Origin of the sequence: Aquimarina sp. EL_43, from assembly GCF_943422735.1 — a bacterium.
Classification (GTDB): domain Bacteria; phylum Bacteroidota; class Bacteroidia; order Flavobacteriales; family Flavobacteriaceae; genus Aquimarina; species Aquimarina megaterium.
Genome location: NZ_CALSBR010000001.1, coordinates 1 through 12,366, shown reverse-complemented (window position 1 = coordinate 12,366; position 12,366 = coordinate 1). Strand labels below are relative to the sequence as shown.

At 35.0% G+C, this 12,366-nt stretch carries 14 protein-coding genes; 2 read left to right on the top strand and 12 right to left on the bottom strand.

Annotated elements, in window-relative coordinates; translation table 11 throughout:
* Window positions 1-385 precede the first annotated feature (385 nt).
* From NNL09_RS00070 to NNL09_RS00055, 4 genes are read right to left on the bottom strand one after another with little or no spacing between them, the layout of a single operon-like run.
* The gene (locus NNL09_RS00070) at window positions 386-538 is read right to left on the bottom strand and encodes a hypothetical protein (protein ID WP_196912062.1); all 153 of its coding nucleotides are present in this window, start codon (window positions 536-538) and stop codon (window positions 386-388) included.
* Window positions 539-557: 19 nt separating this feature from the next.
* Window positions 558-1,451: a site-specific integrase gene (locus NNL09_RS00065; protein WP_196912061.1), complete on the bottom strand. Its 894-nt coding sequence runs from the start codon at window positions 1,449-1,451 to the stop codon at window positions 558-560.
* The gene (locus NNL09_RS00060) at window positions 1,451-2,371 is read right to left on the bottom strand and encodes a tyrosine-type recombinase/integrase (RefSeq protein WP_196912060.1); all 921 of its coding nucleotides are present in this window, start codon (window positions 2,369-2,371) and stop codon (window positions 1,451-1,453) included. The genes NNL09_RS00065 and NNL09_RS00060 overlap by 1 nt, the downstream gene beginning before the upstream one ends.
* A 48-nt stretch (window positions 2,372-2,419) precedes the next feature.
* On the bottom strand, window positions 2,420-4,018 hold the full coding sequence (locus NNL09_RS00055; RefSeq protein ID WP_196912059.1) for a hypothetical protein: 1,599 nt from the start codon (window positions 4,016-4,018) through the stop codon (window positions 2,420-2,422).
* A 141-nt stretch (window positions 4,019-4,159) separates the two neighbouring features.
* On the opposite strand from NNL09_RS00055, the gene NNL09_RS00050 reads away from it, so the two are divergent.
* Window positions 4,160-4,489: a helix-turn-helix domain-containing protein gene (locus NNL09_RS00050; RefSeq protein ID WP_196912058.1), complete on the top strand. Its 330-nt coding sequence runs from the start codon at window positions 4,160-4,162 to the stop codon at window positions 4,487-4,489.
* A 92-nt stretch (window positions 4,490-4,581) separates the two neighbouring features.
* Here the strand turns inward: NNL09_RS00050 and NNL09_RS00045 are convergent, their stop codons facing one another.
* From NNL09_RS00045 to NNL09_RS00015, 7 genes are all read right to left on the bottom strand, one after another.
* Window positions 4,582-5,232: a hypothetical protein gene (locus NNL09_RS00045; RefSeq protein ID WP_196912057.1), complete on the bottom strand. Its 651-nt coding sequence runs from the start codon at window positions 5,230-5,232 to the stop codon at window positions 4,582-4,584.
* Window positions 5,232-6,212, bottom strand: coding sequence for an RHS repeat domain-containing protein (locus NNL09_RS00040; protein ID WP_256525639.1), 981 nt, complete (start codon window positions 6,210-6,212; stop codon window positions 5,232-5,234). Before NNL09_RS00040 ends, NNL09_RS00045 begins: the two co-directional genes overlap by 1 nt.
* Before the next feature lie 1,102 nt (window positions 6,213-7,314).
* On the bottom strand, window positions 7,315-7,467 hold the full coding sequence (locus NNL09_RS00035; protein ID WP_196912062.1) for a hypothetical protein: 153 nt from the start codon (window positions 7,465-7,467) through the stop codon (window positions 7,315-7,317).
* Between the two features lie 19 nt (window positions 7,468-7,486).
* Window positions 7,487-8,083 carry a tyrosine-type recombinase/integrase gene (locus NNL09_RS00030; protein ID WP_254514191.1) on the bottom strand — a complete coding sequence of 199 codons (597 nt, stop codon included), beginning with the start codon at window positions 8,081-8,083 and terminating at the stop codon, window positions 7,487-7,489.
* A gap of 103 nt (window positions 8,084-8,186) precedes the next feature.
* Window positions 8,187-8,381, bottom strand: a complete 195-nt coding sequence (locus tag NNL09_RS00025) for a site-specific integrase (protein WP_254514190.1) — start codon at window positions 8,379-8,381, stop codon at window positions 8,187-8,189.
* Window positions 8,381-8,992 carry a tyrosine-type recombinase/integrase gene (locus tag NNL09_RS00020; RefSeq protein ID WP_254514188.1) on the bottom strand — a complete coding sequence of 204 codons (612 nt, stop codon included), beginning with the start codon at window positions 8,990-8,992 and terminating at the stop codon, window positions 8,381-8,383. Before NNL09_RS00020 ends, NNL09_RS00025 begins: the two co-directional genes overlap by 1 nt.
* A gap of 1,378 nt (window positions 8,993-10,370) precedes the next feature.
* The gene (locus NNL09_RS00015; RefSeq protein WP_254514187.1) at window positions 10,371-10,997 is read right to left on the bottom strand and encodes a hypothetical protein; all 627 of its coding nucleotides are present in this window, start codon (window positions 10,995-10,997) and stop codon (window positions 10,371-10,373) included.
* Window positions 10,998-11,138: 141 nt separating this feature from the next.
* Here NNL09_RS00015 and NNL09_RS00010 point away from each other — a divergent pair, with 141 nt between their 5' ends.
* Window positions 11,139-11,468, top strand: coding sequence for a helix-turn-helix domain-containing protein (locus tag NNL09_RS00010; RefSeq protein WP_196912058.1), 330 nt, complete (start codon window positions 11,139-11,141; stop codon window positions 11,466-11,468).
* Between the two features lie 92 nt (window positions 11,469-11,560).
* On the opposite strand, the gene NNL09_RS00005 is transcribed toward NNL09_RS00010, so the two are convergent.
* The gene (locus tag NNL09_RS00005; protein WP_196912057.1) at window positions 11,561-12,211 is read right to left on the bottom strand and encodes a hypothetical protein; all 651 of its coding nucleotides are present in this window, start codon (window positions 12,209-12,211) and stop codon (window positions 11,561-11,563) included.
* Between the last annotated feature and the right edge of the window lie 155 nt (window positions 12,212-12,366).

Here is a 12,366-nt window from a genome sequence, read left to right as displayed (position 1 = left end):
GACGATTTTTATGTGTTCTTATTTATCAAAATATAAACTTCCACATAAATAATCGGCTAGGTTGCGACCAAGCGGCGTAGCCCATGAAGCAGCGGTTTTGCTTAATTTACTATTCAGCGTTAGCGTACCTTATTGTTTTTAAGCAAAAAGAGAGCTGCGGGTGATAGAGGAACAGAGCAAGGCTATTTGTTTGTAGTGGAGACTGACGACCGAAGGCGAGGAAGTTGTAACGGTATGGAACAAGTGTTTTTTTCTGCACTTGTGGAATAACAAAAAATAGCTTGCGGCGTGACGAAGGAACACCTTATAACAGCTTATGGGCAAAGACTTTTTTGTCTGCGCCCATAATAATATGCCGACCGTAGGGAGTCACTTGGCTATTATACTACTTGTAAGATAAAAGTAAGATTTGTGATAACCAGTAAATACTATCTTCATGGCTTTTGTCTGATAGGGTCAGTTGATGTATTGCTGCGGCTAAGGAACTTTGTAAATAATTTAATTCTTCTTTGTCGGTGATGATAAGTTCTATTTTCATAAGGATGGGTTTTTGTAGTTTAATGTATTGGATGGAACTGGTTAATAGCTTCGTGTAAACTTTCAAGATTGTTTTGTTTATAAGATTCTGTAGAACCGATGTGTTTATGTCCTGCCAGATATTGAACTTTACGGATATTGTATTGACCTAACCAATTACAGATCACAGAGGCTCGTAACTGATTTACATTAATGACTTTATGATTGATCTTTTTTAACCTTTTTAAAATCCCTACTCGTAGCAGATCATTAAAACACTTTTGTGGGATTAATAATTCTTGATTGTGCAGATCATTGTTTTTGGCTATTTGTGGTCGGGTTTGGTCTAGGTATTCGATAAAATCAATGATTTGCCAAGGTTTTAACTCTATTTCTCTGGCATTGCTCCTACGGGTTGCAGGAACATAGATTTTACCTTTTTTTAGTTGTAGACCTTCTAAGTTCAGGCTTTTTAGATGGGTAGCGTTTAAGCCTTGATATACGATTAACCCAACAATAATTTTATTACGTTTTGCTGCATATCTAGCAAAGCCGTTAGCGTTCCTGTTAAACTTCTCGGTTTCATAACTGTAGTATAAATCTTCGAGTTCGTCTGGCTCTAAAAGATTGTGCAACATCTTTTTTACTGTACCTTTTACAGATACATCTTCTAATGGGTTTTCGCTTCGCTCTGCTCGCTCTATCAGGTAGTCAAAGTAATTTCTAATGGCTACCAGGTGATTATTGATGGTTTGGGGTTTGATCTTTTTTTGCTGTAGGTATTTGATGTATTTCATACAGGTTTTGTAATCAATCTCACTTGCTGTAACCTTATGTTTTTTAAGCCACTTTGTAAACTCTGTAATTCTATTTGTATAGTGCACTATAGTAGTAGTACTATAATTTTCGTGGTGTAAATATTCGGTATAATTCATTAGTTGTGTTTTAAAATATGTGTATAGATTTGTGTACTTTCTAAGCTACTATGCCCTAAAAACTGTTGTATATCCTCGATTTTCATACCTGCTTGTAAAAAGTGGGTGGCAATACTGTGACGTAAGGCGTGTGGTGTAATATTTCTTTCGATTAAGCTTCTATCTTCTGTAGCTTTAATGATTTGTTTTAGATCGGTTTCTAATGTACCACCGCTCATTTTGCTGCTATGTTCGGTAATAAAAACATAGTTACTTTCACTGGATTTTTTAAAGTTCATTCTTGTGTCATAGATATAATCTTCCAGTATTTGCAGGTTGTGTAGATTAATTGGGATAAAGCGTTCTTTATAGTTTTTACCTTTTCTAACATAGATCCGTTCTTTATCAAAAAGGATATCCGATATTTCTAAGTTCAGCACTTCATTTCTACGCATACCACAACTGTACAAACAGACTAATAATGCTTTTTGTCTTGCTCTAAACCTTGGTAATGGATTACTGTATCCTGTTGCCATAAATAAGTCTTTGATTTCTTCTGGTGACAGTACATTTAGCTTTTCTACTATAGTTTCCTTTTCTCTTTTAATGGGTAGATTAAAGGGTTTTGCATTATGTTTTTTTAAGTATTCTCTAAACTTGTGTAAGGATTGTAAATGGTTATTGAGATAGGTATTGCTTAATGCACCACCTCTGGTTTTATTGGGGCGTTGTTTTAAATGATTATAGTAGTTTCTAATGTGATGATCCTTGATATAATTGATATGGGTAATCTCTTGCCCTTCTAACCAGTAGAAGAACTCACAGAGCTGTGCAGGATAGTTTTTTTGCATCGCATCACTATAGCCCAAGATATCTAACCAGTCGCTAAAATTGGTCAATAGGGTGCTATAGCTAGCATTTTGTAGCTTACTTTTTTTCATACGGTATGTGTTTTTTAGGATTTTGCGGAACGAGCTGTAAAAAGCAGTTTAACTTGCTCTCTTTGTTTTAGTTACCTGTTCCATTTTAGGAGTGGAACACTCTGGAACACCGGAACGGTCGGAGTCCGAGAGACTATTTATTTTTAATACGCATTCTTGTAATGCTTTGGTAATCTGTTGTTCCAGTTCTTTATATTCATTAGGGTTAGTGATTTGGTAACGTATCACAGTTTCACCTTTTTTCTTTTTCTGCTTTTTGATGTAGTAACTCTCGATCAGTTGTTTATGATACCGCCATTGGGTCGTTTTCTTTACTTTTAAACGCCTACGGATTTCTAAGGCTGTAAAAGTAGTTTGATTATTAGTGTGTAAATATTTCTTGAGTTCCTCTAAGTAATTACGGCAAGCCCCTGTGATTTCATCGCTTTTACGCAAGAGAACCTCTATGATTAATTGGTTAGCAGCTTTAATATCTTCGATGGTGGTTTCTATATATTCTTCTCCTGTTTGCTCATCATACTTTTTGGGTCGTTGCCACTGGCAGTAAAAGGTAACAGCTTCTATAAACTGTAGATAGTGAGCGTTTGTTCTACGTGGTTTAAAAACGGATTGTGGTAACTCTAAGTATTCTGCAAAAGGGTTAATAACTTTTATAGGTTTAAGCATTCGTTGTACATCACGTAAAAATCTGGCTGCTATAAATTCATCATCATTATTTACTTTACCTGCCGATAGTAAACGTTGGTACTGCATAATCTTTTTATCCTGTTCCTCCGATTCATCGATATAGAGTAAGAAGCTTCGGTTACTGTTATCTTCATAAACACTTTCTTGCGTAGTACAACCTGCAACAGATATAGGGCCTTCTACGGTTAGGTGTATGGTTTTGGTAGTTCCTTTTTTGTCTTTATGGACCACCGTTTTGGTAATCCGTTTTTTAGATTGTAGTTCCCGTAAAGGGTAGAGTACAGATTCTGCACCATCTAAATCCTCTATTAAGATTAGTTTGTTACGTAGTTCTGTACGGTTAAAGTAGTAAAAAGCATTGGCAGAGAGTACCGTAATTTCTACTTTATCTTCGTCGGGTATAAGTTCTGCAACTTTAGATTGTAGGTGTGTTTTACCAACTCCCGAACTTCCTAAACTTATGCAATGTAGAGGATTGTTAGTTTTTCTACTGGTAAAGATCAGGTACATTAATAAGCGGTTGGTTTCTTCTCCTATTACACCAGATTGACCAATTAGATCATTGGTTTTACTTAATAAATCTTTAGACTTTAAGAACTTGATAGCAGCTTTTTCTTCATCTGCTGTGAGTTCTTTTACCAGTATTTCATCGGTTTGGTTGGCTGCTGCAAGTTCATCGATTCTATATTGTTCTAAGGCGGATGTTAATTCTTGCAGGGTTTTACGGGCGATACTTGTACCTATCTCGATACGTTCTGCAATCTTTCGTACAAATTTCTCTACCATATTATCATTATACAGATCGATACTATGACGCAAGATATTGTGACTTTTTGGTTTACAAATACTCATAGTAACTCGCATACGATCTAGATTATTGAGCTTAATACCGCCTAAGATGTGGATTTGTAAGTGTTTGGTGATATAATGATAGTTATGTGGGTTGGTCGTGTCTAACATAGCCTAAAAAAGTTTTATAGAACAAATACGTTTCAAAGGTAACGGATACGATTTAATTAACAAAATTATTTTGATTTGTATTGAACGTTTACGTTCTGTAACTTTGTGAATAAGTAGTAAAAAACGATTTATTTAGATAGTATGAGTTTCGGTTCACGATTATTACAAGCACGCAAGAACAAAGGAATAAGCCAAGAAGAACTGGCTAAAGAGTTGGGTACAAAAGGGCCAGCTATTGGCCGTTATGAACGTGATGAGATGAAGCCCTCTATCGAAGCTGCTGCTAAAATGGCTGAACTTTTAAATGTCTCTCTTGACTGGCTTGTTGGGCATACCGATTTGGAACTCGATAAAAAAATGATTGAGCGCATACAAGAAGTTACCAAGATGAAACCAAAAGACAAGGAACATGTCTTTGCTATGCTTGATGCATTCATAAAACAAACCAAATTACAAAACGTACTGCAATAAAAAAACCAGCTACATTTCTGTAACTGGTTTCTATCATTTATAACTCATCCCGCTAAGTCAGGAGACTTTGCGCAGCGAGGGTTTTTGTTTAATCACTCTTCGCGTAGTGAGGAAGTTAATTCTAATCTAACATCATTATCAAAATAATCTTTGTAAGCCTTAGAGTTAATCAATAATAATGTTGTTGTTTTTATACTCAAAATGCCCTTTTTAGATTTATTCTCAATAATTACATTTACTAATTCTCTAGGCACTGCAACTTCTTCCTCTGGCACATGTAAATATGAATAAATCAATCCTACTATATCGTCTGACATATCTTTACTAACAGATTCCGATAATTGTAATTTAGACATAGCTAATAACTCCTGAAGTTTTAAACTTTGCCATAATTGATTCCTTTCTTCAAAAAAAGAAAAATCTAAAAAATTCAAGAGATCTATTACTTTTTTATAATATTTATTATCATAATAATAGTAAGCTAAATAAGCTTTAGAAAATAGATATTCAGGTTTTTTACTTATTGATTCTTTTAAGTTATGTTCAACTTCCTTATCTCTATTTGTATTTTCAAAAGGCATATTATACCATAGGTATCCCTTCAAGTAATATTTATAAAAATCGTCTAATTCATAAGAATCCAAAATTTTTAATATTTTTAGAATTTCAAGCTCTTTTAATTGATCATTATCTATTAGTGATAAATTGATAATCATATCATTTAACTCTTTATTAATTGTCATCACATTTTATGATTTATACTTTTACCTTTTTCAATTAATCTTTGCCCAGCAGTTTTTAAAGCTTTTACCATATCGGGTAAATGACCTGCGTTCTTATTATTAGCTTGTCTAATTAACTCTTGACCTGCTTTTATAAATGCTCTTCCATGTTCACCACTTCTAGCACCTGTATCTACTGAATTTTTAAATTTTTTCACTAATGCACCTCCCATTTTCTCAGCTGCTTTTGCTGCTGAAATTCCAGGTTTACTAGAAGTAGTCCACCATGCCATTTTTTGTTCATTAGTAAACTTAACTACTAAACTACTTGCTTTTTTGCCACTCCCTGGTCCAAAAGGTAAATTAATGGGTGCACCCATAGGAGTTATACCTATACTATTACCACTAGGATCAACAAAAAACCTGCCATCATCGGATTTCCTTCTACCAAAAAGCCAAGGCATATTTTCTTGCGCTTCCGCAGAAAACTTATCCCAACCGCTTAATTCTCCTATAGAACGAGAAATTTTTCCTCCATAGGGTGCATTTAGATCAATTCTATTTCTTGTAGATTCTGTGTTATCTCCAGAATTTATTATAACTTCTCCTAATGATCCACCTTCTCTTGCCCATTGCCCATCATTATCTACTACATAAGTAACTCCATTAATATCATGGGTGTCACCAACATTAAAATCACTAGCATTTGGACACTCTGGACATAATCCCGAAGGGTCATTATACATGATAGGGTTGTTCCAAGCAAAGTTGTAAGGAGTTAAATCTAGTTGAAAAGGATGATCTGCTAATGGATCAATGGAAGGAAACCTACCAATGGTTGGATTATAATGTCTCCATTCCATTTCATATAGATTTAATCCTAAGTCTTTGGAGTGTTCCTTTCCATTATACGTATGGTGGTCATTTTTAGCACCATTCACGTCAAAATTATACCCTTCATGTTGCAATCCAAAGGGGTAATAATTTTTCTCTTGTACAATCTCAGAAGTAGTGATTGTACCGTCTTTATCGGCATCTTTATAGGAGAGTCTGATATTTCCTAAATGGTCTTGGTTTACGCAAAAAAATTAACGGTATACCCTTTTTTTGTATGGATACCTGCTCAAAAGCAAAAAATAAGAACGTTCTATCGGTCATCTATCTCTCTGCTATGCTAAAATAATAATTTAGAGTATACCCACATTACAGGATTCTGTATTTGTGCAATATAACTTCTAAAGCCAGCCGCATAATCAAAGCTATCTTTACATAATCCTTATTATACCCTCACTTCCTGTCGTCAGGGGCTATAACAGGGTTTATATAAAATAGCCGCGCACGGAAGGTTACGCGGTCGTTCAATCGGCACTATGCCTACCACTTCTAAAGCGGAAGAACCCGGCAGCATTTGCCCTCGCTGTTATTCCGCTTTAGAAGCGTTTACTTATATTTACAGTCATACGTGATTTGATTTTTAATCCTACTCACGTTGCGCAACAATAAAGCGAGGTGTTTCATCTCGCTTTTTCCGTATGAGTAAGATCGATTAATCTTGAAGTTGGAGTGCGCAAAGGCTGCAAGCGTAGTGCTTCAGCTTCAAGATTGATCATAGCCTAGTGGCGATTGAACGAAGCTGCGTTGCACGCAAAAACAAAGGCGTAGCCATAGCGGAGAGGAGCAACCGACGTAGACCGGGAGTGTAACGAAGGGATGCGCCAGACGATTTTTATGTGTTCTTATTTATCAAAATATAAACTTCCACATAAATAATCGGCTAGGTTGCGACCAAGCGGCGTAGCCCATGAAGCAGCGGTTTTGCTTAATTTACTATTCAGCGTTAGCGTACCTTATTGTTTTTAAGCAAAAAGAGAGCTGCGGGTGATAGAGGAACAGAGCAAGGCTATTTGTTTGTAGTGGAGACTGACGACCGAAGGCGAGGAAGTTGTAACGGTATGGAACAAGTGTTTTTTTCTGCACTTGTGGAATAACAAAAAATAGCTTGCGGCGTGACGAAGGAACACCTTATAACAGCTTATGGGCAAAGACTTTTTTGTCTGCGCCCATAATAATATGCCGACCGTAGGGAGTCACTTGGCTATTATACTACTTGTAAGATAAAAGTAAGATTTGTGATAACCAGTAAATACTATCTTCATGGCTTTTGTCTGATAGGGTCAGTTGATGTATTGCTGCGGCTAAGGAACTTTGTAAATAATTTAATTCTTCTTTGTCGGTGATGATAAGTTCTATTTTCATAAGGATGGGTTTTTGTAGTTTAATGTATTGGATGGAACTGGTTAATAGCTTCGTGTAAACTTTCAAGATTGTTTTGTTTATAAGATTCTGTAGAACCGATGTGTTTATGTCCTGCCAGATATTGAACTTTACGGATATTGTATTGACCTAACCAATTACAGATCACAGAGGCTCGTAACTGATTTACATTAATGACTTTATGATTGATCTTTTTTAACCTTTTTAAAATCCCTACTCGTAGCAGATCATTAAAACACTTTTGTGGGATTAATAATTCTTGATTGTGCAGATCATTGTTTTTGGCTATTTGTGGTCGGGTTTGGTCTAGGTATTCGATAAAATCAATGATTTGCCAAGGTTTTAACTCTATTTCTCTGGCATTGCTCCTACGGGTTGCAGGAACATAGATTTTACCTTTTTTTAGTTGTAGACCTTCTAAGTTCAGGCTTTTTAGATGGGTAGCGTTTAAGCCTTGATATACGATTAACCCAACAATAATTTTATTACGTTTTGCTGCATATCTAGCAAAGCCGTTAGCGTTCCTGTTAAACTTCTCGGTTTCATAACTGTAGTATAAATCTTCGAGTTCGTCTGGCTCTAAAAGATTGTGCAACATCTTTTTTACTGTACCTTTTACAGATACATCTTCTAATGGGTTTTCGCTTCGCTCTGCTCGCTCTATCAGGTAGTCAAAGTAATTTCTAATGGCTACCAGGTGATTATTGATGGTTTGGGGTTTGATCTTTTTTTTGCTGTAGGTATTTGATGTATTTCATACAGGTTTTGTAATCAATCTCACTTGCTGTAACCTTATGTTTTTTAAGCCACTTTGTAAACTCTGTAATTCTATTTGTATAGTGCACTATAGTAGTAGTACTATAATTTTCGTGGTGTAAATATTCGGTATAATTCATTAGTTGTGTTTTAAAATATGTGTATAGATTTGTGTACTTTCTAAGCTACTATGCCCTAAAAACTGTTGTATATCCTCGATTTTCATACCTGCTTGTAAAAAGTGGGTGGCAATACTGTGACGTAAGGCGTGTGGTGTAATATTTCTTTCGATTAAGCTTCTATCTTCTGTAGCTTTAATGATTTGTTTTAGATCGGTTTCTAATGTACCACCGCTCATTTTGCTGCTATGTTCGGTAATAAAAACATAGTTACTTTCACTGGATTTTTTAAAGTTCATTCTTGTGTCATAGATATAATCTTCCAGTATTTGCAGGTTGTGTAGATTAATTGGGATAAAGCGTTCTTTATAGTTTTTACCTTTTCTAACATAGATCCGTTCTTTATCAAAAAGGATATCCGATATTTCTAAGTTCAGCACTTCATTTCTACGCATACCACAACTGTACAAACAGACTAATAATGCTTTTTGTCTTGCTCTAAACCTTGGTAATGGATTACTGTATCCTGTTGCCATAAATAAGTCTTTGATTTCTTCTGGTGACAGTACATTTAGCTTTTCTACTATAGTTTTCCTTTTCTCTTTTAATGGGTAGATTAAAGGGTTTTGCATTATGTTTTTTTTAAGTATTCTCTAAACTTGTTGTAAGGATTGTAAATGGTTATTGAGATAGGTATTGCCTTAATGCACCACCTCTGGTTTTATTGGGGCGTTGTTTTAAATGATTATAGTAGTTTCTAATGTGATGATCCTTGATATAATTGATATGGGGTAATCTCTTGCCCTTCTAACCAGTAGAAGAAACTCACAGAGCTGTGCAGGATAGTTTTTTTTGCATCGCATCACTATAGCCCAAGATATCTAACCAGTCGCTAAAATTGGTCAATAGGGTGCTATAGCTAGCATTTTGTAGCTTACTTTTTTTTCATACGGTATGTGTTTTTTAGGATTTTGCGGAACGAGCTGTAAAAAGCAGTTTAACTTGCTCTCTTTGTTTTAGTTACACTGTTCCATTTTAGGAGTGGAAACACTCTGGAACACCGGGAACGGTCGGAGTCGAGAGGACTATTTATTTTTAATACGCATTCTTGTAATGCTTTGGTAATCTGTTTGTTCCCAGTTCTTTATATTCATTAGGGTTAGTGATTTGGTAAACGTATCACAGTTTTCACCTTTTTTCTTTTTCTGCTTTTTGATGTAGTAACTCTCGATCAGTTGTTATGATACCGCCATTGGGTCGTTTTCTTTACTTTTAAACGCCTACGGATTCTAAGGCTGTAAAGTAGTTTGCTTATTAGTTAGGGTAAATTAGTTCTTGAGTTCCTCTACAGTACTTACAGGGCAGAGCCACCGTGGAGTTCATCGCTTTTACGCAAGAGAACCTCTTATGATTTAATTGGTTAGCAGCTTGAAATAGTATCTTCGGATTGGTGGTTTTTCTATATATTCTTCTCCTGTTTGCTCATACATACTTTTGGTAGTCGTGCCACTGGCAGTAAAAGGTAACAGCTTCTATAACTGTAGAATAGTGAGCGTTTGTTCTACGTGGTTTAAAAACGGATTGTGGTATACTCTAAGTATTCTGCAAAGGGTTTAATAACTTTTATAGGTTTAAGCATCGTTGTGTACATCACGTAAAAATCTGGCTTGCTTATAAATTCATCATCATTATTTACTTTACCTGCCGATAGTAAACGTTGGTACTGAGCATAATCTTTTTTATCCTGTCTCTCCGATTCTATCGATATAGAGTAGAAGCTTCGGTTACTGTTATCTTCATAAACACTTTCTTGCGTAGTACAACCTGCAACAGATAGGGGCCTTCTACGGTTAGGTGTATGGTTTTGGTAGTTCCTTTTTTGCTCTATATGACCACCGTTTTGGTAATCCGTTTTTTTAGGATTGTAGTTCCGTAAAGGGTAGAGTACAGATTCTGCACCATCTAAAATCCTCTCATTAAGATTAGTTTGTTACGCATAGTTCTGTACGGTTAAAGTAGTAAAAAGCATTGGCAGAGAGTACCGTAATTTTCTACTTTATCTTTACGTCGGGTATATAGTTTCTGCCCAACTTTAGATTGTAGGTGTGTTGTACCAACTCCCGAACTTCCTAAACTTATGCAATGTAGAGGATTGTTAGTTTTTCTACTGGTAAAGATCAGGTACATTAATAAGCGGTTGGTTTCTTCTCCTATTACACCAGATTGACCAATTAGATCATTGGTTTTACTTAATAAATCTTTAGACTTTAAGAACTTGATAGCAGCTTTTTCTTCATCTGCTGTGAGTTCTTTTACCAGTATTTCATCGGTTTGGTTGGCTGCTGCAAGTTCATCGATTCTATATTGTTCTAAGGCGGATGTTAATTCTTGCAGGGTTTTACGGGCGATACTTGTACCTATCTCGATACGTTCTGCAATCTTTCGTACAAATTTCTCTACCATATTATCATTATACAGATCGATACTATGACGCAAGATATTGTGACTTTTTGGTTTACAAATACTCATAGTAACTCGCATACGATCTAGATTATTGAGCTTAATACCGCCTAAGATGTGGATTTGTAAGTGTTTGGTGATATAATGATAGTTATGTGGGTTGGTCGTGTCTAACATAGCCTAAAAAAGTTTTATAGAACAAATACGTTTCAAAGGTAACGGATACGATTTAATTAACAAAATTATTTTGATTTGTATTGAACGTTTACGTTCTGTAACTTTGTGAATAAGTAGTAAAAAACGATTTATTTAGATAGTATGAGTTTCGGTTCACGATTATTACAAGCACGCAAGAACAAAGGAATAAGCCAAGAAGAACTGGCTAAAGAGTTGGGTACAAAAGGGCCAGCTATTGGCCGTTATGAACGTGATGAGATGAAGCCCTCTATCGAAGCTGCTGCTAAAATGGCTGAACTTTTAAATGTCTCTCTTGACTGGCTTGTTGGGCATACCGATTTGGAACTCGATAAAAAAATGATTGAGCGCATACAAGAAGTTACCAAGATGAAACCAAAAGACAAGGAACATGTCTTTGCTATGCTTGATGCATTCATAAAACAAACCAAATTACAAAACGTACTGCAATAAAAAAACCAGCTACATTTCTGTAACTGGTTTCTATCATTTATAACTCATCCCGCTAAGTCAGGAGACTTTGCGCAGCGAGGGTTTTTGTTTAATCACTCTTCGCGTAGTGAGGAAGTTAATTCTAATCTAACATCATTATCAAAATAATCTTTGTAAGCCTTAGAGTTAATCAATAATAATGTTGTTGTTTTTATACTCAAAATGCCCTTTTTAGATTTATTCTCAATAATTACATTTACTAATTCTCTAGGCACTGCAACTTCTTCCTCTGGCACATGTAAATATGAATAAATCAATCCTACTATATCGTCTGACATATCTTTACTAACAGATTCCGATAATTGTAATTTAGACATAGCTAATAACTCCTGAAGTTTTAAACTTTGCCATAATTGATTCCTTTCTTCAAAAAAAGAAAAATCTAAAAAATTCAAGAGATCTATTACTTTTTTATAATATTTATTATCATAATAATAGTAAGCTAAATAAGCTTTAGAAAATAGATATTCAGGTTTTTTACTTATTGATTCTTTTAAGTTATGTTCAACTTCCTTATCTCTATTTGTATTTTCAAAAGGCATATTATACCATAGGTATCCCTTCAAGTAATATTTATAAAAATCGTCTAATTCATAAGAATCCAAAATTTTTAATATTTTTAGAATTTCAAGCTCTTTTAATTGATCATTATCTATTAGTGATAAATTGATAATCATATCATTTAACTCTTTATTAATTGTCATCACATTTTATGATTTATACTTTTACCTTTTTCAATTAATCTTTGCCCAGCAGTTTTTAAAGCTTTTACCATATCGGGTAAATGACCTGCGTTCTTATTATTAGCTTGTCTAATTAACTCTTGACCTGCTTTTATAAATGCTCTTCCATGTTCACC